Source organism: Brevundimonas sp. (assembly GCF_003248455.1).
In the GTDB taxonomy this organism is placed as follows: Bacteria; Pseudomonadota; Alphaproteobacteria; order Caulobacterales; family Caulobacteraceae; genus Brevundimonas.
On sequence record NZ_QFNM01000002.1, the window covers coordinates 98070 to 124955 of the forward strand.

Here is a 26886-nt window from a genome sequence, read left to right on the forward strand (position 1 = left end):
AGCCCGGCGGATCGCTCCGCCGGGCCTTCCTTCGCATCAGGCTTGAGGTCGTCGCTTAGTCGCGACGACGACGGCCGCGGTCGCCGCCGCGATCGCCGCCCTCGCGCTTGGGACGACCGCCGGTATCGTCCGACAGCGGGGCTTCGCCGCGCTCGGCGCGCTCGGCGTTGATCTTGTCGGTGATGTCCTCGCCGGTCTCCTGATCGACGACCTTCATCGACAGCTTGGTCTTGCCGCGATCGTCGAAGCCCAGGAACTTGACCTTGACCTCCTGGCCTTCGGACAGGACGTCGGCCGGGTTGGCGACGCGCTCCAGGGCGATCTGGGACACGTGGACCAGGCCGTCCTTGGCGCCGAAGAAGTTCACGAAGGCGCCGAAATCCACGACCTTCACGACCTTGCCGGTGTAGATGGTCCCGACTTCCGGTTCGGAGGCGATGGACTGGATCCAGGCCTTGGCGGCGTCGATCTTCTCCTGGTCGTTGGCGGCGATCTTGATGGCGCCGTCGTCGCCGATGTCGATCTTGGCGCCGGTCTTTTCCACGATTTCGCGGATGACCTTGCCGCCCGAACCGATCACTTCGCGGATCTTGTCCACCGCGATCTTGATGGATTCGATCTTGGGCGCGAACTCGCCCAGCTCGGCGCGCGGCGCCTCCATGGCCTTGTCCATCTCGTCCAGGATGTGCAGGCGGCCGGCCGAGGCCTGGGCGATGGCCTGTCTCATGATCTCCTCGGTGATGCCGGGGACCTTGATGTCCATCTGCAGCGAGGTGATGCCTTCGCGGGTGCCTGCGACCTTGAAGTCCATGTCGCCCAGGTGATCTTCGTCACCCAGGATGTCGGACAGGATGGCGAACTCGCCCGACGGCTCCAGGATCAGGCCCATGGCGATGCCCGAGACCGGACGGACCAGCGGCACGCCGGCGTCCATCAGGGCCAGCGACGAGCCGCAGACCGTGGCCATCGAGGACGAGCCGTTCGACTCGGTGATCTCCGACACCAGGCGGATGGTGTAGGGGAAGTCCTCCCTGGACGGCAGCATCGGACGGATCGCGCGCCAGGCCAGCTTGCCGTGGCCGATTTCGCGGCGGCCGGGCGAACCCATGCGGCCCGCTTCACCCACCGAATAGGGGGGGAAGTTGTAGTGCAGCAGGAAGGATTCCTTGTAGGTGCCGGTCAGGCTGTCGATGTACTGCTCGTCCTCGCCGGTGCCCAGGGTGGCGACGACCAGGGCCTGGGTTTCCCCGCGCGTGAACAGGGCCGAGCCGTGGGTGCGCGGCAGGACGCCGACTTCCGACACGATGGCGCGGACCTTGTCCAGGGCGCGGCCGTCGACGCGGTGGCCGTTCTCGATGATGTCGCGACGCAGGACCTCGGCCTCGCATTCCTTGAAGGCGGCCGAGAACTTGGAGCCGTCGACGCCGTCCGGGTTCTCGTCGGTCTTCACCAGGGCGGCGGCGGCGGTCTTCTTGGCCGCATCGACGCCCGAGCGGCGCTCATACTTGCCGGGGTGGGTGTAGGCGGCCTTGATGTCCTCGCCGACCAGCGACTTGATCGAGGCGACGACGTCGGAATGGTCTTCGGCCTGGAAGTCGAACGGCTCCTTGGCGGCGTGCTCGGCCAGTTCGATGATGGCGTCGATCACCGGCTGCATGCCCGCATGCGCGAACATGAGGGCCTCAAGCATCTTCTCTTCCGACAGCTCCTTGGCTTCGGATTCGACCATCATCAGGGCGTCTTGCGTGCCGGCGACCACCAGGTCCAGGTCCGAGGACGGGATCAGGTCGATGGCGGGGTTCAGCACCAGCTCGCCGTCGATCAGGCCGACGCGCGCGGCGCCGATGGGCCCCATGAAGGGCACGCCCGAGATGGTCAGGGCGGCCGAGGCGGCGACCATGCCCAGGACGTCCGGGTCGTTCTCCATGTCGTGCTGCAGCACGGTGACGACGACCTGGGTCTCGTTCTTGAAGCCCTTGACGAACAGCGGGCGGATCGGGCGGTCGATCAGGCGCGAGACCAGAGTCTCCTTCTCCGACGGACGGCCTTCACGCTTGAAGTAGCCGCCCGGAATCTTGCCGGCGGCGAAGGTCTTTTCCTGGTAGTTGACGGTCAGGGGGAAGAAGTCCAGGCCGGGCTTGGGCGCGCGGCCATAGACGACGGTGGCCAGGACCACGGTCTCGCCATAGGTCGCCAGCACGGCGCCGTCGGCCTGACGGGCGATGCGGCCCGTCTCCAGGGTCAGCGGGCGTCCGGCCCACTCGATGGTCTTGCGTTTGATGTCGAACATATCTCGTCTTTCGTATCCCAGGCGGCGTATTCCGCCCAGGTTTCCCCAGAATTGGGGTCCCATCATTGGGTGGAGCGCGGGGCGTGCAGTCCCGAGGTCCGTGGATCGCCGCGCCATCGCGAACAACCCGGTTGAGGACCGCTCGGCCCTCGCGTCTGCGCCTTAAGTCCGAGGCGCGCGGCAGTCCTTAGGTACACAACGAGGCGCGGACGTGACCGCCCGCGCCTCGAAAGCGATATTCAAATTCGTCCGGCGCCTTAGCGACGCAGGCCCAGCTTGGCGATGAGCGCCTGATAGCGACCGGCGTCGACCTTGTTCAGGTGGTCGAGCAGGCGGCGACGTTGCGACACCATCTTCAGAAGGCCACGACGCGAGTGGTTGTCCTTCTTGTGGGTCTTGAAGTGTTCGGTGAGGTTGGCGATGCGTTCCGACAGGATCGCGACCTGAACCTCGGCCGAGCCGGTGTCGCCGGCGCGTTCAGCAGTAACCGACATCGAAAGAGTCCTTTCTTGGCCTATCGCGCTTCGCGCTACTTGAGGCCGTGGGGTCTCGGCCCTTGCCGGATGGCGCGGGCCTAGAGGTTGAAAACGCGGTCGGGTTCTAGCCGGCCGGCCCGCAACTGACACAGCGCGACGAGGGTCTGGCCCTGAAAGGCTGAAACCGTCCGCGCGCCGTCGGAAAGACGGGCCTTTAGGGTTTCCACCTGACGGGGGAGCAGAACGATCGGGCGTCCCTGCCGAAGCGAGAAGGCGTCCTGGTCCGACACGGCCAGCTCCGGGATGTCGTCCAGGGCGGTCGCGACGGCAAGCAAGCCTTCCGAGGCGGCGCCCCTATGCACCATTTCCTCCAGAGAATCCAGAGTGACGGCGTTTTGCGCGCTGAACGGCCCGACCTGCTCGCGGCGCAGGGCCGACACATGGCCTTCCGCGCCCAGCGTTAGGGCCAGGTCACGGGCCAGCGAACGGACATAGACGCCCTTGCCGGTCAGGATGCGGATCTCGACATGGTCGGCGTCCGGCGCATCCGTCACCTCGGCCGAATGGATGGTCACGCGGCGGGCCTGCAGTTCGAAATCGATCCCGTCGCGCGCCAGATCATAGGCGCGGGCGCCGTCCACCTTGACGGCTGAAAAGCGCGGCGGCGTCTGGTCGATCTCGCCGACGAAGGCGGGCAGGGCGGCCTTCACCTGATCGACCGTAGGACGCACGTCGGAGCGGCCGATGATCTCGCCCTCGCGGTCCACACTGTCGGTCGAGACGCCCCAGTTGATGGTGAAGCGATAAACCTTCTGCGCCTCCATCATCATCGGCACGGTCTTGGTGGCTTCTCCAAGAGCAATGGGCAGGATGCCGCTGGCCAGCGGGTCCAGCGTCCCCGCGTGCCCGGCCTTCTGGGCGTTGAACAGGCGGCGGATGCGGCTGACGGCCTCGGTTGATCCCATCTCGAACGGCTTGTCCAGGCAGACCCAGCCGTCGACGATGTCGCCCTTCTTCTTGCGGGCCATACTCAGATTTTCCCCTGCGAAGCGGGGGAGGGGGACCACGAAGTGGTGGAGGGGGCGGACGCAAGGCCGGTGTCTGGGGTCGCCCCCTCCACCACGCTGCGCGCGGTCCCCCTCCCCCGTGAAGGACGGGGGAGGATCGCCAGCATCAGTCTTCGCCCTCGTCGTCGCGACGCTCCAGGTCCGCGCGGACGCGGGGGTCGTCGAACAGGCGGTCGATGTGGCTGGCGGCGTCGAAGCTTTCGTCGTGGCGGAAGCGCAGGTCGGGGGTGAACTTCATGTCCAGCCGGCGGCCAAGCTGGCCGCGCAGGAATTTGGCGTGGGCGTTCAGCGCCTTGATGATTTCGCCCTCGTGGCCGCTGGTCGCAGCCGCTTCGACCCCGGCGCCCAGGGGTTCGACGAAACAGGTGGCGTGCTTCAGGTCGGGCGACAGCCTGACTTCGGTCACGGTGACGGACACGCCGGCCAGAGCCGCGTCGTGAATGTCCTCTTCGCGCAGGATGTCGACCAGGGCGTGACGGATCAGTTCGCCCGCGCGCAGCTGGCGCTGGCTGGGGCCGGACGGGCCGGATGCGTTGCGGGTATGTTGCTTGTGGGCCATGGGCCGCTCCTTCTTGTTCGCCCGCCGGGGCTCGGACCCGGCTGGGTAGGCGAAAGTCGGGCGGTCTAGGCGCGCGGCGCGCTCATGTCCAGTTTTCGGTCCCGGACCGCCGCCGCCCGCACGGACCGCACCACCTCCGCCGAGGCGATCGACCGCACCGGACGGACCGGCACGCCCGCCGCGTTCAACACCCCGGCCGTCCAGTGATTGCACAGGTGCAGAATGGAAAAGGTCTCGCGGCTGGCGAAGAAGCGGGCGTCGTCGCCGGGACGGGCCGCCACGATGCGGGGCCTGCCGTCGGTCAGGGCCAGGGACTGTTCGATCCGGTCCGCCAGCCCATCGAACTGCGCCCGCGTCAGGGTCAGGCGCGCGACATCGCCGGCATGGGCCGCGCCCGGATCGCTGCGCGGGTCCAGCATGACGACCGAAGCGTTGCCGGGTCGGAAGAAGGCGCGGGCGCCGTCAGGCAACCGATCCGAGATCGGGCTCTGGTCCACATAGAAACGCGCGTCGCCCCAGCCGATCAAAATCCAGTCGCCGGGCGCCAGGCCTGCCGTCGCCTGGGCCAGCGGCCCGCCGCGTCGCATCAGTGCGGCGCGCGGCACGGCCAAATCGGTGTGGAAGCCGTTGTCCAGCACCTGAATCGCCACGGCGTCGGCGGTGTGCGTCGCGGGGGCGCCCGGCCGGGTCCAGGTCAGAAGCGCGGTCGCAGCCCCGATTATGGCCGCCAGGATCAGGGTTCTCATCATCGGCTGAAGTCCCTGGCGGCGCAGAGACGCTCGTCGTTCGTCAGCGCGCCCGGCGGCGGCCCCTGGCGCACCGGCATCAGGACGAAGCCGTCGCGTCGCACCGCCAGGCCCAGCCAGCCGACGGCCTGGCCGCCGCAAAGCCGGCTGTCCCGGTCGTCCGTGACCCTTCGGATTTCGATCTGGGCGGCGGCCGGGGTCCCCATCACCCGGGCGAAGGTCCGGGCGTCGCTGGCCTTGTCGCCGGCCCTCACCAGCCGATGCGGCGCCGTGGTCAATGCCCCCGCGCCCTCCACCGTCAGGACGCCGCCCTCGGCGTGGATCGCCAGGGGCGCCTGCGTCTCCGACCCGGCCGACGCATAGCGGCCGGCGACGACAGGCTCGCCCGTGACGACCTGCCCCTGACCCTGGACCTGACCCTGGGCTCGGATCGGCGCATCGCCGGGCGTGATCGCTCTGTGCAGGGCCGGCTCGACCACCACGGCGCCCAGCAGGAACAGGCTGAAGGCGCCCGCCCCCGCGCCCGCGGTCCATTTCAGCGATGGGGCGCCGGACGGCGGGGCGGTCGCGCTCATGGCGTACATATTAGCGGGACAGGGGTTGAGGAATGATCACCCGCCCCCCTTCCTGGTCAGTTCCGACCGGGGCGGCGCGTCGGATCGCTGAGCTGGAACAGGCGGGCCGACAGATTCGACGCCGGTTGAAGCGAGGTCAGCTGGGTCCGCGTGCGCGCCCCCTGCGGGTCGGTGATGGTCCATTCGTGCAGCCGCATCGGATTTCCGGCGAAGGCCAGCACGACCTGGCCGTCATTCGGGCGGCGGGCGTCGCGCGCGGTGATCGCGAAGGCGCCGGACGCCATGCGCGTCACCCGCTCGATGCTGACGCCCTGGTCCAGGCGTACATTGCGCGCCAGGAAGGTGGACAGGGGCGTGCGGCCCAGCGGGACCTGCTGGAAGTTGTTCAGGCGCGGATCGTAGCGTTTGACGTTATAGCCGTCAGAGACGACCAGAAGCCCGGCCGGGTCGGTATATTCGAACCGCATCTTGCCTGGGCGCTGCAGATAGAACCGGCCCCGGCGCGTCTGGCCGTTCGGGCCGGTTTCGGTGAAGGTTCCCTGCGCCGAGGTCAGGGCCTGCAGATACCCTTGCGCCTGTTGAACCACGGCCCGGTCGTCGGCCGACAGATTCGACTGGGCCTGGGCGGCGTCGAAGGCGCCCATTGCGATCAGGCCGGTCGTCAGGCCGGCTCCCAACAGCAGGCTGCGGCGGTCCAGGTCGGGCGTGGCCAGGGTCTTGGTGCGCGAGGTCATAAAGTCCGTCTCCCGTTCGGGATGGTTGTCGATCCCGCCGTCTTGCCCGGTCGGCTTGGCGTCGGAATGACGCGAGCCTGACCATATTCCGGCGCTGCGATGAAGCCTTGTTCATCGAAATGCTGAAGCTTGGACCGGCGGCGGGGAGAGAAACGGGCGCGGGGACGGCCTGTTCCTTCCGAGGTGGCGGGAAGCTTCCTTTCTCTCCCTCGTCACGCCATCGGCGGCGGACCGGCCAGGACGTCGCGCTTGCCGGCGTGGTTGGCGGGGCTGACCACGCCTTCCTGCTCCATCCGCTCGATCAGGGAGGCGGCGCGGTTGTAGCCGATCTGGAGCCACAGCGCGGTCGTAGAGGTCGTCGCCCCCACTCCCGTTTTGGCCCCCGCCGCCGCCCTCGTCATAGGCGTTGTCGCCGTCGCCGTCCGGCTCGTCGGTGATCAGGTCCAGATAATCCGGCTCGGCCTGGGCCTTCAGGTGCTTGCAGACATCCTCGACTTCCTTGTCGTCGACGAAGGGGCCGTGCAGGCGGGTGATGCGGCCGCCGCCGGCCATATAGAGCATGTCGCCCTGGCCCAGCAACTGCTCGCCGCCCTGTTCGCCCAGGATGGTGCGGCTGTCGATCTTGGACGTGACCTGGAAGGAGATGCGGGTCGGGAAGTTGGCCTTGATGGTGCCGGTGATGACGTCCACCGACGGGCGTTGCGTGGCCATGATCAGGTGGATGCCGGCGGCGCGGGCCATCTGGGCCAGACGCTGGACGGCGCCCTCCACGTCCTTGCCCGCCACCAGCATCAGGTCGGCCATCTCGTCCATGACCACGACCAGGAAGGGCAGGGGCTCGGGCCGGATCTTCTCGGATTCGTAGACCGGACGACCCTGGTCGTCGAAGCCGGTCTGCACGGTGCGCTCGAAATGCTCGCCTTTTGCCTGCGCTTCCTTGGCGCGCTCGTTGTAGCTGGCGATGTTGCGCACCCCCAGCTTGGACATTCGGCGATAGCGATCCTCCATCTCGCGGACCGTCCATTTCAGGGCGACGACGGCTTTCTTCGGATCGGTCACGACCGGGGCCAGCAGGTGCGGAATGCCGTCATAGACCGACAGCTCCAGCATCTTGGGGTCGATCATGATGAAGCGGCATTCGGCCGGCGAATGGCGATAGAGGATCGAAAGGATCATGGCGTTGACCCCGACCGACTTGCCCGAGCCGGTGGTGCCCGCGATCAGCAGGTGAGGCATCCGCGCCAGGTCGGCGACATAGGGCTCGCCGCCGATGGTCTCGCCGAGCGCCAGGGGCAGCAGATGGCCCTTCTTGTCGTATTCGGCGCTGGCCAAGAGGTCGCGCAGATAGACGGTCTCACGCTTGGCGTTGGGCAGTTCGATGCCGATCGCGTTGCGCCCCTGGACCACGCTGATGCGACAGGCGCGAGCGGACATGGAGCGGGCGATGTCGTCGGCCAAGGCGACCACGCGGCCATGCTTCACGCCCGGCGCGGGCACCAGTTCGTACAGGGTGACGACAGGGCCGGGGCGTATCTGGTCGATCACGCCGCGCACGCCGAACTCCTGCAGCACTCCTTCCAGCATCTTGGCGTTCTGTTTCAGCGAATCCTCGTCCACCGAACCGACGCGCTGGGCCGGCTTGGTCAGGATGCCGAGCGGCGGCAGGTCGAAATCGCCCTCGGGTCGGGTGAAGTCGAAGGCCTGCTGGTCCAGGTCGTCTTTTCGGGCCTTGGGCGCCTTGACCGCCGCGACGCGCGGTTCGATCGGGCGGGCGCCTGCGGCGCGCGCGGCGCTGGGCGGCGGGGACGCGGCCTCGTCCTCCCACGGCGGCAGGTCGTCATAGGCGGTGCGAGGGCCAAGGTCGGCGGGCGTCTCCGCCGCGATGGGCGACGGGGCGTCCTGGGCCGGGGCGGCGCGCGGAGGCCGCGCCCTGGGCGGGGCCTTGTCACGGGCAGGCTTGGCGGGCGCGCGCGGCGCGGGCGCCTTCAGCGACCGTCCCCAGTGCAGGGCGTCCAGGAAGTCCATGGCCCTCAGGCCGATGGCGAAGCCGACCAGCCAAAGGCCGGCGACCAGGAAGATCAGGCCGGCGACGATGCGCGCGCCGGGAACATGCAGGGTCCCGATGGCCCGGGCTGTCAGCCCGGTCAGGCCGTCGCCCCACAGGCCGCCCAATCCCGCCGCCAGGGGCCAGGCCGCCGGCGCCGCCAGCGCCGCCAGGGCGCCCGAAAGGGCCAGGGTTCCCCCGGTCGCGGCCAGGGCCTTCAGCGGCGTCGGCTTCAGCCGTTGCTGGATGGCGTCGCCCACGGCGCGCGCCAGGCCGAAGGCGGTCAGCAGCAGCGCGGCCGGCCAGGCGGCCAGTCCCAGCGACTGCATGAACAGGTCTGCGAACAGCGCCCCGTCGCCGCCTAGCCAGTTGGTCGTCGGCAGGCTGGAGGCCGCGTTCAGGCTGGGGTCCGCCGGGTTCCACGACGCCAAGGCGATCAGCAGCAGGGTCGCCAGAAGGGCCTGCACCACCCCCCTGAACCGCACGACGAAGGGCGCATCCCAAAGGATGCGGGCGCTGATCCAGGCCTGACGGCCGACGGCGAGGGCGGTGGACATGAAGGGCGAGCCTTCCGGGCGGCTGAGGTTCGACCGCCCTTGTCGCACCTGCAAGGTTAAAGGGCTGTTTACCAGCTTGGCCGGGCGAAGCGAAGACGACTTCCTCTGGACCTTTCGCGCGCCGGGCGCGACAAGCCTGTCATGGCTGAGATCGAACGCTACGACATCGTCATCGCCGGCGCCGGCCTGACCGGGGCGGCCTTCGCCCTGGCGGCGGCGCAGGGCGGGCTGAAGGCGGTCATGATCGACCCCCAGCCGTTCGACGCCCAACTGGCCCCGACCTTCGACGGGCGCTCGACCGCCATCGCCTTTTCGACCTTCCGCATGCTGGACGCCTTGGGGCTGGGAGAAGCGCTGCGGCCCCACGCCTGCCGGATGGATCATATTCTGGTGACGGACGGCCGCCGTCCGGGCGCCGCCAGCCGGTCCGCCTCGCCCGCCTTTCTGCGCTTCGACGCCGAGGAGATCGGCGGCCGCACCGGCGGCGAGCCGCTGGGCTATATGGTCGAGAACCGCCGCATCCGCGCCGCCCTGGCCGCGGCGGTGACGAGGGCCGGGATCGACGTTCGGGCGCCGGCGTCCGTCGCCCGCGTCGCCGCCGAGGCGGGCAGGGCGACCGTGATCCTGGCTGACGGATCGGTCCTGACCGCGCCCCTGGTGGTCGGCGCGGAAGGGCGCGGCTCCATCGTGCGGCGGGCCGCTGGCATCGACACTATCGGCTGGGGCTATGGCCAGAGCGGCGTGGTGGCCACGGTGCGGCTGGGCCGCGACCACGGCGATGTCGCCCACGAATATTTCCTGCCCGGCGGCCCCTTCGCCATCCTGCCTCTGACCGACCAGCGCGCCAGCCTGGTCTGGACCGAGACGACGCGGCGGGCCGAGGCCCTGCGCACGGCCTCGGACGCCGCGTTCCAGTCCCATCTGATGCGCCGGTTCGGAGATTTCCTGGACGGGGCGACGGTCGAGGGGCCGCGCTTCGTCTATCCCTTGTCGCTCAGCCTGGCCGAAAGGCTTGTCGCGCCGCGCATCGCCCTGATCGGAGACGCCGCCCACGGGGTGCATCCGGTCGCGGGCCAAGGGCTGAACATGGGGCTGAAGGACGCCGCCGCCCTGGCCGAGGTGCTGGCCGAGGCCGCCCGCCTGGGCGAAGACATCGGGGCCGAGACGGTGCTGGAGCGTTACGCCCGCTGGCGCCGGTTCGACAATGCGGCCCTGGCGGCCGGGTTCGACGCCTTCGTGCGGCTGTTCTCGAACGACATCGCCCCGATCCGGCTGGCGCGCGACCTTGGGCTCGCTGCGGTCAATCGCATCGGTCCCCTGCGCCGCGCCTTCATGCAGGAAGCCGGCGGGGCGACAGGCGATCTGCCGCGGCTGCTGCGCGGCGAGGCGGTGGTCTAGGCGTTCTCACTTCCCGATCGGGGAGGACGCTTGTGTTCAGTTCAGTTGCAGCCGGACCCGTTCGAACGTCGTGAACCGCCTGGCCTCCTCCGCGCCGTCCAGGCCGTGGGCGCGCGACAGGGCCTGGAGCGAGCCGGCCAGGGCGCCCTGCTTCTCGCGCGCGGCCGCGACGTCCAGCCAGGGGCGGTGGTCCTCGGGGTCCAGCAGGGCGCGGCGCAGCGCCGAGCGTTCGGCCGCCTCATAGTCCCGATCCCGGATGGCGCGGCTGAACAGCACGTTCTGCAGCCGGATCAGCGACTGCCGGTCCGTCACCGGCGCCATCAGGATATCCAGCCGATCCGCCACATGCGGCGTCAGCCCGGCGCGAAGGGCGCGGCGGGTCAGTTCGCTGGGCAGGATCAGCCGTCCCTGGCTGAAGGGGTCCAGCGCCACCGGCCCCTCGGCCGTCTCGACGCGGACCATGAAATGGCCGGGGAAGTCCACCCCCGCCGCCGCGACCCCCGCATGGCGCGCCGCGTGCAGATAGAAGACCGCCAGGGCGGCGGACAGGCCGCGCCGCCGCTCGGCCACCTGGATGATGTCGGTGTTGGCGGGGTGGTCGTAGTTGATCAGATCGCCGTTCAGCCTGAGGTCCGCGCACAGGGTTTCGGACAGGGCGTCGTCAGGGCTTTCGCCGCCCAACCGCTCTTTCAACCGTTCGCAGGCGTTTCGCGCCAGGGCGCGGGCCGGCTCGGGATCGCGCAAAGGATGATCGTGGATGGCGCAGGCGATCGCGGCCTCCAGCAGGGGGAAGGCCTCGTCGTCGGCCTGGCCGGCCGCCGTCAGGATGCGCTCGGCCTCCTCGCGCGTCATGCCCTTCTTTCAACCGCCTCGTTCGACGCCGCGAAGATGACGCGGAAACCGCCAGGGGGCCAGCGCCACCATATCAATTCTCAAGTCCAGCCGTTGCAGGGCCGGTCGATTGCGCCGGATCGCCTGGCCCGCTGCGACCAGCCGATCGAACTGGGCGGGCTTCAGGGCGACCAGGGCCGCCTCGATCGTCGCGCGCCGTTTCACCTCGACGACCGCCAGCACCGCGCCCCGACAGGCCAGCAGGTCGATCTCGCCCGCTCGGCTCCCCAGGCGAAACCCCAGAATTCGATAGCCGCGCGACATCAGCCAGAAGGCGGCGACCCATTCCGCCGCGTGGCCCGCCTTGAACGCCGCCCCGCCCTTCGCCTGCCGCCACGCCGCCTTGGGGCGGGGGACGGGCGCGAGGCGCGGCAGGCGTTTCACTTGCCCTTCAGCGCTAGCGCGCGGCGATACAGCGTCTTGCGGTTCAGCCCCAGGGCTTTGGCGACCTCGGAGGCCGCGTCGCCGGTCGACAACGTACGTAGGGCGTCGATCAGGGCGGCGTCCGCATCCGCCTCGGTCGCCTGTTCGACTTCGCCCGGTCCCACGACCACCACGATCTCGCCCTTGGGCGCATCCAGGCGGGGATCGGCCGCCAACTCGTCCAGCGGCCCGCGCACGCATTCCTCGTAAAGTTTGGTCAGTTCGCGCGCCACGGCGGCGGGTCGTGGTCCCAGGACGGCGGCCATGTCGGTCAGGCTGTCCCTCAGGCGTGGTCCGCTTTCGAAAAAGACCAGGGTCTGGCGCTGGGTCTTCAGTTCTTCCAGGGCGGCGGTGCGTCCGGCCGTCCTGGGCGGCAGGAAGCCGGCGAACAGCACCCGGTCGGCGGGCAGGCCGGCGATGCACAGGGCGGCCAGCAGGCTGGAGGCGCCGGGGATAGGATGGACTGGCAGGCCTTCGGCGATCACCGCACGGGCCACCACGAAGCCGGGATCGCTGACCAGCGGCGTGCCCGCGTCGGACACCAAGGCCACCACCTGGCCTTCCCGCAGGCGTTCGACGGCCAGTTCGGCGGCGCGCCCCGACGCATGGTCGTCGCAGCGTTCCAGCTTGGCTTTCAGCCCATAGGCCGACAGCAGCTTGGCCGTGACGCGGGTGTCCTCGGCCAGCACCAGGTCGGCGGCGGCCAATACGTCCAGCGCCCTCAGCGTCATGTCGCGCAGGTTCCCGATGGGGGTGGCGACCAGATAGAGGCCCGGCTCCACCCGCCTGGGCGGGGGGGCGGCGGGTGGAAAGGGCGTCGGTTCGCTCAAGGTTCGACCACGGCCGCGGGCGGGCGCGGCGCGGAGGTCAGGCCCGACCCCTGGAAGGCGGGGCCGGCGTCATAGGCGGCGAAGGTGGCGGCGGTGATGATCTCCGAGACCGAGGCGCCCAGGGACACGATCTGCACCGGCTTCTCCAGCCCGACCAGCAGCGGGCCGATCACCGTGGCCCCGCCCAGCGCCTGGACCAGCTTGGCCGAAATGGCGGCCGAATGGATGGCGGGCATGACCAGGACGTTGGCCGGCTTGGTCAGGCGGTTGAAGGCGTAGGCGGGGTGGCCCTTGGGGTCCAGGGCGATCTCGGGCGGCATTTCGCCCTCGTATTCGAAATCGACGCCCTTCTTGTCCAGGATGCGGATGGCCTCGCGCACCTTTTCGGCCCGGTCGCCGGGGGGGTTGCCGAAGGTCGAATAGGACAGGAAGGCCACGCGGGGATTGCGGCCCAGGCGACGCACTGTCTCGGCCGCCTTGACGGCGATCTCGGCCAGCTCCTCGGCGTCCGGCAGTTCGTGGATGGAGGTGTCGGCGACGAACAGGGTGCGGCCCCTGGCCAGCAGGATCGACAGCCCGATCAGGGTGTCGTCCACGTCCAGCACGCGCTGAACCTCCTTCAGCGCCATGTTGAAGTTGCGGGTCACGCCCGCGACCATGGCGTCGGCGCGTCCCTTGGCGACCAGGGTGGCGGCGAAATAGTTGCGGTCCTGATTGATCATCCGCGCCACGTCGCGGCGCAGATAGCCCCGGCGCTGCAGCTTTTCATACAGCCAGTCGGTGTCCTCGACATTGTTGGGCGATACCCGGGCGTTGGTGATCTCGATGTCCAGTTCGTCGAAGTCCAGACCCGCCTCGGCGGCGTTCTGGCGGATCAGATCCTCGCGGCCGACCAGGACGGGCGTGCCTAGACCGGCCTGTTTGAAACCCCAGGCGGCGCGGATGACGGCGGGCTCCTCGCCCTCGGCGAAGACGACGCGCTTGTCCGGTCCGCCGCGCACCGCCGAGTTGATCTTCTGCATCAGGGCGGCGGATGGATCGACGCGCGAGCGCAGGGCGTTGCGATAGACGTCCATGTCTTCGATCTGGACGCGGGCGACGCCGGTATCCATCGCCGCCTGGGCGACGAAGGGCGGGATGTACCAGATCAGGCGCGGGTCGAAGGGGGTGGGGATGATGTAGTCCGGGCCGAACTTCAGCTTGCGCCCGCGATAGGCGGCGGCGACCTCGTCCGGCACGTCCTCGCGCGCCAGGGCGGCCAGGGCCTGGGCGCAGGCGACCTTCATTTCGTGGTTGACCCGGCGCGCGCGCACGTCGAGCGCCCCCCGGAACAGATAGGGGAAGGCCAGGACGTTGTTGACCTGGTTGACGTAGTCGGAGCGGCCCGTGGCGATGATGGCGTCCGAACGCACCGACTGCACGTCCTCGGGCGTGATCTCGGGATCGGGGTTGGCCATGGCGAAGATGATCGGATTGGGGGCCATCGACGCCACCATCTCCTTGGTGATCGCGCCCTTGGCCGACAGGCCCAGCACGACATCGGCGCCGACCATGGCCTCGGCCAGGGTCCGCAGTGGCGTGTCGGTCGCATGGGCGGCCTTCCACTGGTCCATGCCGTGTTCGCGACCCTTGTAGACCACGCCGTCGCGGTCGCAGATCACGGTGTTCTCAGGTCTCACGCCCGCCGCCTTCATCAGGGCGATGGACGACAGGCCCGCCGCCCCGGCCCCGGCCAACACCACCTTGACCTCGTCCAGCTTCTTGCCGGCGACGTGGACGGCGTTGATCAGGCCGGCGGTCGAGATGATGGCCGTGCCATGCTGGTCGTCATGAAAGACGGGAATGTCCAGCAGGTCCTGAAGCTCGGATTCGATGACGAAACATTCGGGGGACTTGATGTCCTCCAGATTGACGCCGCCCCAGGTGTCGCCGATGTTCTTCACCACGGTGATGAACTCGTCCGGGTCCGTGGTCTTGACCTCGATATCGAAGCTGTCGACGTCGGCGAACCGCTTGAACAGGACCGACTTGCCCTCCATCACCGGCTTGGAGGCCATGTGGCCCAGGTTGCCCAGCCCCAGGATGGCGGTGCCGTTCGAGATGACGGCGACCAGATTGCCCTTGGCTGTATAGTCGTAGGCCTTGTCGGCGTCGGCGGCGATGGCCAGCACCGGCACGGCCACCCCCGGCGAATAGGCCAGCGACAGGTCGCGCTGGGTCGCCATCGGCTTGGTCGGCGCCATGGAGATCTTGCCTGGCGTCGGGATGCGGTGGAAGTCCAGGGCCTCCTGGTCGGAGAAGGTCTGTTTTTCTGTCTGGTCGGGCATGGATTCAGGCGTTTCCGGCGCGGCGTTCTGATTGGCTTTGCCTGTTCCTAAAGCGCGGCGGCAGGTGGGACAACCGGCCGGGTCCCATCGGAGCCGTTTCCGGCCGTGCGATTCGCCGCGGCGCGCGCCGGTTTCAGATCGACAGGACGCCCGTGCGCTCGATCTCGACGGGGCCGGTCATCAGCACGTGATCGGTGGCTTCGTCCCAGTCGATGACCAGCTCGCCGCCGTCCACCGCCACCGTCGCCCGGCGATCGGTCAGGCCGCGCCGGGCCGAAGCCACCAGGGCGGCGCAGGCGCCGGTGCCGCACGCCCGGGTCAGGCCCGCGCCCCGTTCCCACACCCGCAGGCGGATGCGGTCGTGGTCCAGCACCTTCGCGAAGCCGACATTGACCCCTTGGGGAAACAGCGGGTGATGTTCGACCAGGGAGCCAGAGGCGACGACGAAGCCGTCGTCCTGGCGGTCGGTGAAGAAGACCACGTGCGGATTGCCCATCGAGACGGCGCCCGGCGTATGCAGGACCGGGTCGTCGATGGGGCCGAGCTGCAGCTCGATTCCGCGCGTATCCATCGCTTCGGCCAGCGGAACCTCGGACCAGTCCAGGCGCGGCCTGCCCATGTCGACCGTCACCTTGTGATCGCCGGCGCGGGTCGCGACGGTCGGGCCGGCCGCGGTGTCGATGACCACGTGATCGGATCCATTGGCCTGCATCAGCAGCCAGCCGACGCAGCGCAGGGCGTTGCCGCAGGTCTCGACCATCGAGCCATCGGCGTTCCACACCCGCATGAAGGCGTCGGCGCTGCTTGAAGGCTCGATGGCGATTAGCTGATCGAAGCCTTCGCCCGTCTCGCGGTCGCCCAGGGCGCGAATCTGCACGTCGCCGGGAGCGAACGGCTGTTCCAGCGCATTGACGACGACGAAATCGTTGCCGGCGCCGTTCATCTTGACGAAAGGACGGGTCATGCAGGCCATATAGGCGCAATCCCTGCGTGGCGGAAACCAGAGTGGCCGAACCCGACACCCATCCGAAGGACGACGGTCTGCGCCTGCGCGCCCGGCTGCGCTATCTCTATCACGGCTCCCAGCCGCCGGCGGTGCGGTTCCGCATGACGGTGATCGCGGTGGACTTCGCCATCATCGCCTTCTTCCTGGCGTCGCCGATCCTGAAGAACATGGGCTGGGCCTTCTATGCGCTGGACTATCTGGTGGCGGCGCTGCTGGCCGCCGACCTCGCGGCGCGGGCCTATGCCTATTCGGACGTCAAGGATTGGCTGAAGCGGCCGATCGTCTGGCTGGATCTCTTCATCCTGGCGACCCTGCTGTTCCCGGCCTGGCTGTTCAACCTTGGCTTCCTGCGGATGCTGCGGCTGTGGACGGTGCTGAACTCGGATTTCTTCTGGCGCACGGTGGGCCGAAGGTTCGACGACACGCGGGTCGAGGCCATCGTGAGGGCCCTGGCCAGCCTGGTCACGTTCGTCTTCGTGACGACGGGGTTCGTCTATGCGACCTTCCTGGGACACGACGGCATCGCCGGCTATGTCGACGCCCTGTATTTCACCGTCGCCACCCTGACCACGACCGGGTTCGGGGACATCACCCTGCCCGGTTCGGTGGGCAAGCTGTTGTCCATCGCCATCATGCTGGTCGGCATCACCCTGTTCCTTCGCCTGGCCCAGGCCCTGATCAAGCCGCACAAGGTCCGCTATCCATGCCAAGCCTGCGGACTTCAGACGCATGATCAGGACGCTGTCCACTGCAAGGCTTGCGGCAATCTGCTGTGCATCGTCGACGAGGACTGACGGCGAAGGAATAGGCCGATGTGACAAAACGGTAAGGCGGCGCGGCTTGCCGCCCGGATCGTCGTCGCTAAGGTGCCGGCTTCGTTTCCGGGGACCGTCCTAACCATGATCCGTTCGTCCGCCGCCGCCCTCGCGGCCCTTCTCGCCTCCACCAGCCTGACATCGGCAGCCATGGCCCAGACCGCTTCTTCCGCCCCCCCCGCCGCCCCAACGCCAGCCAGCGGCTTCGCCTCCAGCGAGGCGACCGATCCCTACGTCTGGCTGGAAGAGGTGGAGGGCGAGCGCGCCATGGCCTGGGTGCGCGAACACAACGCCCGTTCGCTGGGCGTGCTGCAGGGCGATCCCCGCTACGAAACCCTGCACCAGGAGGCCCTGGCCATCGTCCAGGCCCAGGACCGCATCCCCTCGCCCGGCTTCACCCACGACGGCCATATCGACAATTTCTGGCAGGACGCCCAGCATGTGCGCGGCCTGTGGCGCCGCACCACCCTGGACAGCTATCGCACCGCGACGCCGGAATGGGCGACCATCCTGGACGTCGACGCCCTGGCCGCCGCAGAGGGGCAGAACTGGGTCTACAAGGGCGCGACCTGCCTTCCGCCCGAGGAGCGCTATTGCCTGATCAGCCTGTCGAACGGCGGCAAGGACGCGGTGACGCTGCGCGAATTCGACAGCGTGACCAAGACCTTCGTCGAGGGCGGGATCGTCCTGGCGGAATCCAAGGGCGGGGCGGCCTGGATCGACAAGGACACCCTGCTGGTCTCGCGCGACTTCGGCCCCGGCACCCTGACCAACTCGGGCTATCCGATGGTGGTCAAGCGGATGAAGCGCGGCCAGGGCCTGGACCAGGCCGAGACCCTGTTCACCGGACAGCCTACCGATGTTTCGGTGTCCGGCTATACGCTGCGCGACGCCGACGGCGCGGTGAAGGCGGTGCTGATCAACCGTTCGGTCGACTTCTATTCGTCCGAGACCTGGCGCGTGACCGACGACGGCGCCCTGACCCAGCTGCAGCTGCCGCCCAAGTCCGACATCAGCGGCCTGGTCGACGGTCGGCTGCTGGTCTCGCTGAAACAGGACTGGACCGCGCCCTCGGGCCAGGATTTCAAGACCGGCGACCTGATCGCCTGGCCGCTGGAAACCTGGCTGGCCGATCAGGCGGCCCCGGCCCAGCTGGTCCTGCGTCCGACCGAGCGTCAGGCGATCGAGGGCGTCAACGTCACCCGCAACCGGCTGGTCGTGGCCCTGTACGACAATGTCCGCGGTTCGGTGCGGGTGTATACGCCCAGTCCCCAGGGAAGTGACGGCGAGTGGGCGCATACGACGCTCGATCTGCCCCAGAACGTCTCGGTCGGCGTCGGCTCGGAGTCCGAAAAGGATGACAAGGTCTTCGTCAGCGTCACCGGCTATCTGAACCCGTCCAGCCTGTGGCTGGCCGATGCGGCGACCGGCGCGGTCGATCAGGTCAAGTCGATGCCGGCCAAGTTCGACGCGACGGGCATGACGGTCGATCAGCACGAGGCCCGCTCGGCCGACGGGACCCTGATCCCCTATTTCGTGGTGCATAAGGCGGACATGCCGCTGGATGGGTCGAACCCGACGCTGCTCTACGGCTACGGCGGGTTCGAAAGCTCGCTGCTGCCCGGCTATTCGGCGACGGTCGGCAAGCTGTGGCTGGAGCGGGGCGGCGTCTATGTGATCGCCAATACGCGCGGCGGCGGCGAGTTCGGCCCCCGCTGGCACGAAGCGGCCCTGCAACAGAACCGCCAGCGCGCGCACGAGGACTTCCAGGCCGTGGCGTTGGATCTGATCGCGCGCAAGATCACCAGCCAGCCCAGGCTGGGCGTCATGGGCGGGTCGCAGGGCGGTCTGTTCATGGGGGCGATGCTGACCCAGCGGCCGGACCTGATCAACGCCGCCGTCATCCAGGTGCCCCTGTTCGACATGCTGAGGTTCCACAAGCTGCTGGCCGGGGCCAGCTGGATCGGCGAATACGGCGACCCGGACATCCCGGAACAACGCGCCTGGATCGAACAGTATTCGCCCTATCAGAACCTGCGCGCGGGTCAGCCCTACCCGGAAGTCTTCATTCACACCTCGACCAAGGACGATCGGGTCCATCCGGGCCACGCCCGCAAGGCGGCCGCGCGGCTTGAGGAACTGGGCTATCCGGTGCTGTTCTACGAGAACACCGACGGCGGCCATGCGGCCGGCGCCAACCTGCGCGAGACCGCACGGCGCCTGGCGCTGGAGTACACTTATCTTTCGCGTCGCCTGATGGACACGCCGGCGCGGCAGTAAGTCCGATCCTCCCCCGTGAGCGCTTGCGAACGGGGGAGGGGGACCACGAAGTGGTGGAGGGGGCGACCCCTGGCGCCCTGTCTGGTTCCGCCCCCTCCACCGCCTGACGGCGGTCCCCCTCCCCCGCGATGCGGGGGAGGATCAGATTGCGGAGATTTTCAAACCATGCGTCACCTGATCCTGTCCGCCGCCATTCCGGCCCTTCTGCTGGGCGCCTGCGCCACGACGCCCGTCGCGACCGAAGCCCCGGTGCAACGGGCCGCCGAGCGCGGGCCGCCGCCCCACTTCCCCCGCGATCTGACCCCGGCCGGCGTCGCGGCGGCCGACGATCATCTGGCGCTGGAGCAGGTGGACGGGGCCGAGGCCATGGCCTTCGTGGCCGAGGAGAACAGGAAGTCCCTGGCCGTTCTGACCGGCGATCCGCGCTACGAGACCTTCCGGGCCGAGGCCGAAGCCATACTGACCGCGACAGACCGCATCCCCAGCCCGTCCTTCCTGGGCGACGGCGTCGGCAACTTCTGGCAGGACGCGGCCAATCCCAAGGGCGTCTGGCGCCGCACGACGCTGGACAGCTATCGCACCGCGACGCCCCGGTGGGAGACCCTGCTGGACATCGACGCCCTGTCCAGGGCCGAGGGCAGGGACTGGGTGTTCAAGGGCGCCGACTGCCTGGCGCCCGACGATGCGCGCTGCCTGATCATGCTGTCGGACGGCGGCAAGGACGCGGTGACGGTGCGCGAGTTCGACCTGACCACGAAACGGTTCGTGGACGGCGGGTTCAACCTGCCCGAAGGCAAGCATCGCATCGAATGGCTGGACCGCGACACGCTGCTGGTCGCCACCGATTTCGGGGCTGGAACCCTGACCGAGTCGGGCTATCCCTTCATCGTCAAGACGCTGAAGCGCGGCCAGGCCCTGGCCCAGGCGACCGAGGTCTATCGCGGCGACCGGGGCGACGGCGGCTATGGCGTCAGCCCCGCCGTCTATCGCGACAAGGACGGCAAGGTGACGGCGGTGATCATCACCCGTCCGCTGGACACCTTTCGGTCCGAGACGTGGCAGTTGGTCGAGGGCGAAGCGCAGAAGTTGAACTTGCCCGAACGGGTGGGGATATCCGGCGTGATCGACGGCCGTCTGGTGTTCTCGCCGGATCAGGCATGGCGTTTCGACGGTCAGGACTATGCCGCAGGATCCCTGCTGGCTCTGCCCCTGGGCGTGCTGGGCGAGACGCGGCTGGACATTCTGATCGGCCGCGACAGCGCGGTCGTCTTCCAGCCTACCGCGCGTCAGGCGCTTCAAGGCGTGGCGGTTCTGTCCGACGCCATCGTCGCGGCTATTACCGACAATGTCGCCGGACGACTGATGCAGGTCCGGCCCGGCGCCCCAGGCTGGACGGCTTCGTCAATCGTCGTGCCCGACAATCTGGCCGTCGGCTTGGGCGATTCGTCCAAGTCACGCGGCCAGGTCTTCGTCTCGACCCAGGGCTTTCTGGTTCCGCCGACGCTCAGCCTGGCCGATGCCGACGCTGCGACCCTGACCACGCTGAAGTCCGCGCCGGCCAAGTTCGACGCCTCGCGCGACGTGACCGAACAGTTCGAGGCGACCTCGACCGACGGGACCAAGATCCCCTATTTCATCACCCGCCCGCGCGACATGAAGCTGGACGGGTCGAACCCGACGATCATGCTGGGCTATGGCGGCTTCCAGGTCAGTCTGAACCCCGCTTACAAGCCGGAGATGGGCAAGCTGTGGCTGGAGCGGGGCGGGGTCTTCGTCCAGGCCAATATCCGGGGCGGCGGAGAGTTCGGGCCCGCATGGCACCAGGCGGCGCTGGATGGAAACCGGCAAAGGGCCTTCGACGACTTCGCCGCCGTGGCGCGCGATCTGGAACGGCGCGGGATCACCAGCCCGCGTCGCCTGGGCATCTATGGCCGGTCGAACGGCGGGGTCCTGACCAGCGTCTCCATCACCCAGCACCCGGAGCTGTTCAATGCAGCGGTGATCGAAAGCCCGCTGGTGGACATGCTGCGCTATCACGAACTGCCGGCCGGCGCGTCGTGGATCGGCGAATACGGCGACCCGCGCATCCCGGAAGAAGCGGAGTGGATCGCGAAATACTCGGCCTATCAGCAGCTGCGTCCCGACGTGACCTATCCGCGCGTCTATCTGACCACCAACACCCGCGACGACCGGGTCCACCCCGGCCATGCGCGCAAGTTCGCCGCGCGCCTGGGCGACCAGGGGCACGACCATCTCTATTACGAGGACACGGCCGGCGGTCACTCCAACGACGCCGACCCGGTCGCCAACGCCCGCCGCTGGGCCCGCCACTATGTCTATCTGGCCCAGCAACTGATGGATTGAGGGAAGGACCGGGCGCCGGCTCACGCGAATATGAGGCGCGGTCGGCGACGCTGGGGGCTAAGAACGCAGGCATGACGGTCAGGGGGTGGGCGATTGCGGGAACGGTCATGGCGAGCGCGCTGCTCGCCATGACTTCGTCCGCCCAATCGTCCGGCGTGGCGGCCGGCGCGTCCGCTGCGGCGCGGGCCGAGCGCGTTCGGCCGCCCGCCGTCCGCGGCGCCGCCCCGGTGGTGGTCGAACTGTTCACGGCCCAGGGTTGCGGCGGCTGCGTCGAGGCCAATGCGGCGGTGGAGCGCGCGGCGGCCGAACCGGGCGTCATCGCCCTGACCTATGGCGTCGACTACTGGGACTATCTGGGTTGGACCGACACCTTCGCGCGCCCCGAGTTTTCCCAGCGCCAGCGCGCCTATCGCGCCGCCCTGCGCCAGCGGGGCGTCTCGACCCCCCAGGTGGTGATCGACGGCCGCCGCCAAGTGTCGGGGGCCCGCGGGCTGGAGCTGGAAGGCGCCATCGTCGAGGAGGCCGGCCGTCAGGTCTGGCCGCCCGAGATCGAGTTCCGCGAGACCGGCGACCGCGTCGGCGTCGGCTCGGGACGCGCGCCCGTCGGCGGGGCTGACGTTGTCGCCGTCACCTATACGCCCGGCGTACAGACGGTCGAGGTCGGCCGGGGCGAAAACCGCGGCCGCGAAGTGCGTCACGTCAATGTCGTGCGCGACGTGCGGCGGCTGGGCGAATGGCGCGGCCGGCCCGTTCTCTACGCCCTGCCCCCGGCGCGCGGCGGCGACGCGGTCGCCGTCCTGATTCAAGGCAAGACCGACCGCCGCATCCTGGGCGCGGCGGTCCGGGACTGAGGCCCGGCTTCAGCGGTCGGCGGCGGCGCGGTCACGCCCCGGCTTTTTTCGCAAAGCCCCAGGCCGCTTCGCTGAGCGGTCCGACCTGGGCGGCCATGCTCCTGGCGTGGGCGCTGGCGGCGGTGCCGTCGCGGACCCGGCCGGCGATGCCCTGGCAGATGGCCGCCAGGCGGAACAGGTTGTAGGCGTAGAGCCAGTCCAGGTTCGCCGGCCGCATCCCGGTCGCGGCGGCGTAGCGTTCGACTGTCTCCTCCACCGACGGGATGCCCAGCGCCTCCAGGTCCGCTCCCGCCAGGCCGTTGCGCAAGCTGGCGGGAATGGCCCAGGCGATCAGCAGATAGGAAAAATCGGCCATCGGATCGCCCAGCGTCGACAGCTCCCAGTCCAGTACGGCGCGGACCTGGGCCTGATCTGGGGCCCGATCCTGCGCCAGGATCATATTGTCCAGCCGGAAGTCGCCATGAACGATCCGGCTGGGTCCTTCGGGCGGCAGGCTGTCGGGCAGGAAGGCGATCAGCCGGTCCATGGCCGAAATCGGCGCGATCTCGGAGGCGCGATACTGTTTGGTCCAGCGCCCGACCTGGCGCGCGAAATAGTTGCCCGCCTTGCCATAGTCGGACAGGCCGATGGCGGCGGGATCGAAGCCGTGCAGCCGCGCCAGCGTATCGGTCTGGGCCTCGTAGATGGCGCGCCGCTCGGGCGGCGTCAGTCCGGGCAGTTTCAGATCCCAGAAAATCCGCCCTTCGACCCTGTCCATCACATAGAAGATCGAACCGATGACGTCTTCGTCCAGGCACAGGGCGTGGGGCCTGGCGACCGGAAAGCCCTGGGCCGCCAGCGCGGATATGACCTGATATTCGCGGTCCACCGCATGGGCGCTGGGCAGCAGCGCGCCTGGCGGTTTGCGGCGCAGCACATAGGCGGCGGTCGGGGTGGTCAACTCGTAGGTGGGGTTGGACTGGCCGCCCTTGAACTGGCGCACCGCCAGCGGCCCGGCGTAGCCCGCGACATGATCGGTCATCCAGGCGTCCAGCGCCGCCTCGTCCAGGCGATAGCGGGCGTCGACCTCGCGCGTGCCCGAAAAGGCGCTCTGAGCATCCAGCGCGGGGGCGTCAGGGGAGGAGGCGTCGGTCATGGGCGGCCCAGTCGGTTCTCGTGGCGTTTCCTTGCGCCGTTCGGATCTCAGGCCCGACCCGGCGCGGCGATGATGGCGGCCTTCACCGCGCGACGCCAGCCGGAAAGCAGCCGTTCGCGCTCCTCGTCCCTCATCCGCGGCGCCCAGCGGGCCGGCGCCTCGGCCGGTCGCGCGTCCAGATCGGACGCCCGGCCGACGCCCAGGGCCGCCAGGCGCGCCGCGCCCAGGGCGGTCATCTCCTGGAAAGCGGGCCGCTCGACCTCGACCTGGCAGATGTCGGCGACGAACTGCATCGCGAAACTGTTGGCGGTGACGCCGCCGTCGACTCTCAGCGTCTTCAGCGGCGGGGCGCCGTCCTCGGTCAGGGCGTCCAGCAGGTCGCGCGTTTGATAGGCCAGGGCCTCCAGTGCAGCGCGGACGAAATGGGCGGGGCCGGAATCGCGGGTCAGGCCGACCACGGTCCCGCGCGCCTCGGGCTCCCACCACGGCGCCCCCAGGCCGGTAAAGCCGGGGACCAGATAGACCCCGCCGTTGTCGGGCAACTCCTGCGCCATGGCCTCGGACTGGCGGGACTGCGAAATCATCCCCACCCCGTCCCTCAGCCACTGGATCGCCGAGCCGGCCGAGAAGATCGACCCCTCCAGCGCATAGGCGGCGCGGCCGCCGGCCTGATAGGCCAGGGTGCCCAGGAGCCGGCGCGTCGAGGCTACGGGCCGGTCGCCGACATTGGCGACTAGGAAGGCGCCGGTGCCATAGGTGATCTTGGCGTCGCCCGGCTTCAGCGCCCCATGACCGACCAGGGCCGCCTGCTGATCGCCGGCTGATCCGGCGATGGGGAGAGGGCGGCCGAACAGGGCCGCATCGCTTTCGCCGATCACGCCCGAACAGGGGACGATGTCGGGCAGAGCCGCCCGCGGCACGTCGAACAGGGCGCACAGATCGTCGCGCCACTGGACCGCCTCCAGATCCATCAGGGCCGTGCGCGAGGCGTTGGTCGCATCCGTGGCGTGAACCCGGCCGTCGGTCAGTTTCCAGATCAGCCAGGCGTCGATGGTCCCCAGCTTGACCTCGCCCGTCATCGCCCGCGCGCGCGCGCCCGGCACGGCGTCCAGCAGCCAGGCGAATTTGGTCGCCGAGAAATAGGGGTCCAGGATCAGGCCGGTCGCCGCCTGGACCATCGGCTCGCGCCCCTCGGCTGTCAGGCGCGCGGTGACGTCGGCGGTGCGTCGGTCCTGCCAGACGATGGCGCGTTGCAGCGGCTCGCCCGTCGCGGCGTGCCAGATCACCGCCGTCTCGCGCTGGTTCGTGATGCCGATGGCGCCGAAACGGGCGACGCCTCCAGCCTTGCCAATGACCTCGCGGCAGGTCTGGAGGGTCGCGGTCCAGATTTCGGCGGCGTCGTGCTCGACCCACCCCGACCGGGGAAAATGCTGCGCCAGTTCGATCTGGCTGACCGCCACGGGCCTCAGGTCGCTGCCGTCCGCGCCCGATTCGAAGGCGATCGCCCGTGTCGAGGTCGTGCCCTGGTCGATGGCGAGGATCAGGCTCATGGATTTCTCCCTGCGGCGCCTTGGGCGGCGCCGACGTTGCGGTTTATGGGAGCATATGATCACGCACCTGCCCAGCTATGAAGGCGTCCTGGACGCCGCCCGCCAGATAGACGGCGTCGCCGTCCGCACCCCCCTGATCGAAAGTCCGGCCCTGAACGCCGCCGTCGGCGGGCGGGTGCTGATGAAGGCCGAAACGCTGCAGCGGGCCGGAGCCTTCAAGTTTCGCGGGGCCTACAACCGTATCAGCCGGCTGACGGCCGAGGAGAAGGCGCGCGGCGTCGTGGCCTTTTCGTCCGGCAACCACGCCCAGGGCGTCGCCGCCGCCGCCGCCCTGGTCGGCGCCCCGGCCGTCATCGTCATGCCGTCGGATTCGCCTCGGGTGAAGGTGGACGGCGTGGTCGGCTTCGGCGGCGAGGTCCGAATGTACGATCGCTGGCGCGAAAGCCGCGAGGCCGTCGGCGCCGCCCTCGCCGCCGAACGCGGCGCCGTTTTGGTTCCGCCGTTCGACGACCCCTTCGTCATAGAGGGCCAGGGGACCGTCGCCCTGGAGATGCTGGACCAGGCAGACGCCCCGCTGGACCAATTGCTGTGCGGCGCGTCGGGCGGCGGGCTGATGGCCGGGATCAATCTCGTGATGGAGGAGCGCAGCCCCTCGACTGCGGTCGTCGTGGTCGAGCCGGACGCCTTCGACGATACGGCCCGTTCGCTCGCGGCCGGCGAACGCCAGGGCCATCCCCAGGGCGCGCCGTCGATCTGCGACGCCCTGATGGCCCCGACGCCCGGCGAACTGACCTGGCCGATCAATCGGCGGCTGGCCGGCGCCGTCACCGTTTCGGACGGCGAGGTCGCCGAGGCGATGCGTTTCGCCTTCCGTCACCTGAAGCTGGTGATCGAGCCGGGCGGGGCGGTTTCGCTGGCGGCGCTCCTGGCCGGAAAGGTCGAGACGAAGGGGCGGACGACCGCCATCGTCCTGTCTGGCGGCAATGTCGATCCGGCGCTCTATGCGCAGATCATCGAGGGCCGTTTCGTCGGCTGAGGGGTTTCCATCGCGCCCGGCCTGGGTCAACCTCCGGAAAAATTCTCAGGGAGGCAGCACGCGATGACCCAGGCCAGCGAACTTCAGGGGCTGATCGGACAGGAGGTCGGGGTATCGAGATGGTTTGTGGTCGATCAAGCCCGGATCGACGCCTTCGCCGACTGCACCGAGGATCGCCAGTTCATTCACGTCGATCCTGAGGCCGCCAGGGCCACGCCCTTCGGCGGAACCATAGCCCACGGGTTTCTGACGCTGAGCCTGGCCTCGGCCATGAGCTATGACGCCGTCCGGCCGCTGGACGGGGTGGTGATGGGCGTCAACTACGGCTTCGACAAGCTGCGCTTCCTGACCCCGGTGCGGGCCGGCCGCCGCGTTCGCGGCCGCTTCAAACTGCTGTCCGCCGAGGACAAGGGCTGCGGGCGATGGCTGCTGAAGCACGAACTGATTATCGAGATCGACGGCGAAGACAAGCCCGCGCTGGTCGCGGAATGGCTCGCGATGCAGATGCTGCCCGTCTAGCGCGCCGCCATCGTGGCGGGCGTTTGCGCGCGAGGGTTGGGCCCCTTTTCCGCCTTGGATTGTGACGCCGGCGCGGCCGAGCGTTAACAAAAGATCGATAGAATCCGAAATTCACCTGTAGCATCAACGCCACGGTGAGGAGCGAAGCCGGAATCTTTGTCGCCTTTTCGCCTCGACCTTCCAAGGCAAGGCTGTTATGTCCCGCCTCAGGCGGTAAATCCGCCCTCATTTTCAACAGAGGCGGAGGGTTACACCCTATGCGTATGAAGACTTTGGTGCTGGCTTCCAGCGCAGCGGCCGCCCTGGCCCTGTCCGCCGGCGCCGCATCGGCGGAACCCAATGGTTGGTACGGCGCCATCGACGCCGGCTATCACATGATCGACGACATCAACGCCGAGTCGTCGACCACGGGC

21 protein-coding genes and 1 pseudogene are annotated in these 26886 nt (G+C 69.0%); 7 read left to right on the forward strand and 15 right to left on the reverse strand.

What is annotated here, in order from left to right; all coding sequences use genetic code 11:
- Nucleotides 1–55 precede the first annotated feature (55 nt).
- The 8 genes and pseudogenes from pnp to DI624_RS01150 form a co-directional block, all read right to left on the reverse strand.
- The gene (pnp, locus tag DI624_RS01110) at nucleotides 56–2290 is read right to left on the reverse strand and encodes a polyribonucleotide nucleotidyltransferase (RefSeq protein WP_291535523.1); all 2235 of its coding nucleotides are present in this window, start codon (nucleotides 2288–2290) and stop codon (nucleotides 56–58) included.
- A 257-nt stretch (nucleotides 2291–2547) separates the two neighbouring features.
- On the reverse strand, nucleotides 2548–2784 hold the full coding sequence (gene rpsO, locus DI624_RS01115; protein WP_291535524.1) for a 30S ribosomal protein S15: 237 nt from the start codon (nucleotides 2782–2784) through the stop codon (nucleotides 2548–2550).
- 80 nt (nucleotides 2785–2864) lie between these two features.
- Nucleotides 2865–3794 carry a tRNA pseudouridine(55) synthase TruB gene (truB, locus tag DI624_RS01120; RefSeq protein WP_291535525.1) on the reverse strand — a complete coding sequence of 310 codons (930 nt, stop codon included), beginning with the start codon at nucleotides 3792–3794 and terminating at the stop codon, nucleotides 2865–2867.
- A gap of 145 nt (nucleotides 3795–3939) precedes the next feature.
- On the reverse strand, nucleotides 3940–4392 hold the full coding sequence (gene rbfA, locus DI624_RS01125) for a 30S ribosome-binding factor RbfA (RefSeq protein WP_291535526.1): 453 nt from the start codon (nucleotides 4390–4392) through the stop codon (nucleotides 3940–3942).
- Between the two features lie 65 nt (nucleotides 4393–4457).
- Nucleotides 4458–5141, reverse strand: a complete 684-nt coding sequence (locus DI624_RS01130; RefSeq protein ID WP_291535527.1) for a DUF2459 domain-containing protein — start codon at nucleotides 5139–5141, stop codon at nucleotides 4458–4460.
- Nucleotides 5138–5713: a hypothetical protein gene (locus DI624_RS01135; RefSeq protein WP_291535528.1), complete on the reverse strand. Its 576-nt coding sequence runs from the start codon at nucleotides 5711–5713 to the stop codon at nucleotides 5138–5140. The genes DI624_RS01130 and DI624_RS01135 overlap by 4 nt, the downstream gene beginning before the upstream one ends.
- Nucleotides 5714–5769: 56 nt before the next feature.
- Nucleotides 5770–6447, reverse strand: coding sequence for an outer membrane lipoprotein carrier protein LolA (locus DI624_RS01140; RefSeq protein WP_291535529.1), 678 nt, complete (start codon nucleotides 6445–6447; stop codon nucleotides 5770–5772).
- Between the two features lie 212 nt (nucleotides 6448–6659).
- Nucleotides 6660–9048 (reverse strand): annotated as a pseudogene (locus DI624_RS01150) (DNA translocase FtsK 4TM domain-containing protein).
- A gap of 141 nt (nucleotides 9049–9189) precedes the next feature.
- Here DI624_RS01150 and DI624_RS01155 point away from each other — a divergent pair.
- Complete coding sequence (locus DI624_RS01155) at nucleotides 9190–10446, forward strand: UbiH/UbiF/VisC/COQ6 family ubiquinone biosynthesis hydroxylase (RefSeq protein ID WP_291535530.1); 1257 nt, start codon at nucleotides 9190–9192, stop codon at nucleotides 10444–10446.
- A gap of 36 nt (nucleotides 10447–10482) precedes the next feature.
- Here DI624_RS01155 and DI624_RS01160 read toward each other — a convergent pair whose 3' ends face one another.
- The 5 genes from DI624_RS01160 to dapF all read right to left on the reverse strand — a co-directional run bounded on the left by DI624_RS01160 (nucleotide 10483) and on the right by dapF (nucleotide 15881).
- The gene (locus tag DI624_RS01160) at nucleotides 10483–11298 is read right to left on the reverse strand and encodes a transglutaminase family protein (protein ID WP_291535531.1); all 816 of its coding nucleotides are present in this window, start codon (nucleotides 11296–11298) and stop codon (nucleotides 10483–10485) included.
- A 9-nt stretch (nucleotides 11299–11307) separates the two neighbouring features.
- Nucleotides 11308–11721: a YraN family protein gene (locus DI624_RS01165; RefSeq protein WP_291535532.1), complete on the reverse strand. Its 414-nt coding sequence runs from the start codon at nucleotides 11719–11721 to the stop codon at nucleotides 11308–11310.
- Nucleotides 11718–12590 (reverse strand): 16S rRNA (cytidine(1402)-2'-O)-methyltransferase, encoded by an 873-nt coding sequence (gene rsmI / locus DI624_RS01170; protein ID WP_291535533.1) that lies wholly within the window; start codon nucleotides 12588–12590, stop codon nucleotides 11718–11720. Before rsmI ends, DI624_RS01165 begins: the two co-directional genes overlap by 4 nt.
- Complete coding sequence (locus DI624_RS01175) at nucleotides 12587–14917, reverse strand: NADP-dependent malic enzyme (RefSeq protein WP_291535534.1); 2331 nt, start codon at nucleotides 14915–14917, stop codon at nucleotides 12587–12589. The genes rsmI and DI624_RS01175 overlap by 4 nt, the downstream gene beginning before the upstream one ends.
- Before the next feature lie 133 nt (nucleotides 14918–15050).
- On the reverse strand, nucleotides 15051–15881 hold the full coding sequence (gene dapF, locus DI624_RS01180; RefSeq protein WP_291535535.1) for a diaminopimelate epimerase: 831 nt from the start codon (nucleotides 15879–15881) through the stop codon (nucleotides 15051–15053).
- Nucleotides 15882–15922: 41 nt separating this feature from the next.
- On the opposite strand from dapF, the gene DI624_RS01185 reads away from it, so the two are divergent.
- The 4 genes from DI624_RS01185 (at nucleotide 15923) to DI624_RS01200 (ending at nucleotide 22233) form a co-directional block, all read left to right on the forward strand.
- Nucleotides 15923–16717: a potassium channel family protein gene (locus DI624_RS01185; RefSeq protein WP_291535536.1), complete on the forward strand. Its 795-nt coding sequence runs from the start codon at nucleotides 15923–15925 to the stop codon at nucleotides 16715–16717.
- 105 nt (nucleotides 16718–16822) lie between these two features.
- Complete coding sequence (locus DI624_RS01190) at nucleotides 16823–19018, forward strand: prolyl oligopeptidase family serine peptidase (protein WP_291535537.1); 2196 nt, start codon at nucleotides 16823–16825, stop codon at nucleotides 19016–19018.
- 165 nt (nucleotides 19019–19183) lie between these two features.
- Entirely contained in the window at nucleotides 19184–21382 is a 2199-nt protein-coding gene (locus DI624_RS01195; RefSeq protein WP_291535538.1) for a prolyl oligopeptidase family serine peptidase, read from the forward strand.
- A gap of 71 nt (nucleotides 21383–21453) precedes the next feature.
- Complete coding sequence (locus DI624_RS01200) at nucleotides 21454–22233, forward strand: thioredoxin family protein (RefSeq protein WP_291535539.1); 780 nt, start codon at nucleotides 21454–21456, stop codon at nucleotides 22231–22233.
- 31 nt (nucleotides 22234–22264) lie between these two features.
- Here DI624_RS01200 and DI624_RS01205 read toward each other — a convergent pair whose 3' ends face one another.
- Together DI624_RS01205 and glpK are read right to left on the reverse strand one after the other, a co-directional pair.
- The gene (locus DI624_RS01205; protein WP_291535540.1) at nucleotides 22265–23368 is read right to left on the reverse strand and encodes a phosphotransferase family protein; all 1104 of its coding nucleotides are present in this window, start codon (nucleotides 23366–23368) and stop codon (nucleotides 22265–22267) included.
- A 47-nt stretch (nucleotides 23369–23415) separates the two neighbouring features.
- The gene (gene glpK / locus DI624_RS01210; RefSeq protein WP_291535541.1) at nucleotides 23416–24918 is read right to left on the reverse strand and encodes a glycerol kinase GlpK; all 1503 of its coding nucleotides are present in this window, start codon (nucleotides 24916–24918) and stop codon (nucleotides 23416–23418) included.
- A 55-nt stretch (nucleotides 24919–24973) separates the two neighbouring features.
- Between glpK and DI624_RS01215 the strand changes: the two genes are divergently transcribed.
- Together DI624_RS01215 and DI624_RS01220 are read left to right on the forward strand one after the other, a co-directional pair.
- Complete coding sequence (locus tag DI624_RS01215; RefSeq protein WP_291535542.1) at nucleotides 24974–25954, forward strand: threonine/serine dehydratase; 981 nt, start codon at nucleotides 24974–24976, stop codon at nucleotides 25952–25954.
- A 63-nt stretch (nucleotides 25955–26017) separates the two neighbouring features.
- The gene (locus DI624_RS01220; RefSeq protein WP_291535543.1) at nucleotides 26018–26473 is read left to right on the forward strand and encodes a MaoC family dehydratase; all 456 of its coding nucleotides are present in this window, start codon (nucleotides 26018–26020) and stop codon (nucleotides 26471–26473) included.
- Nucleotides 26474–26886 lie beyond the last annotated feature (413 nt).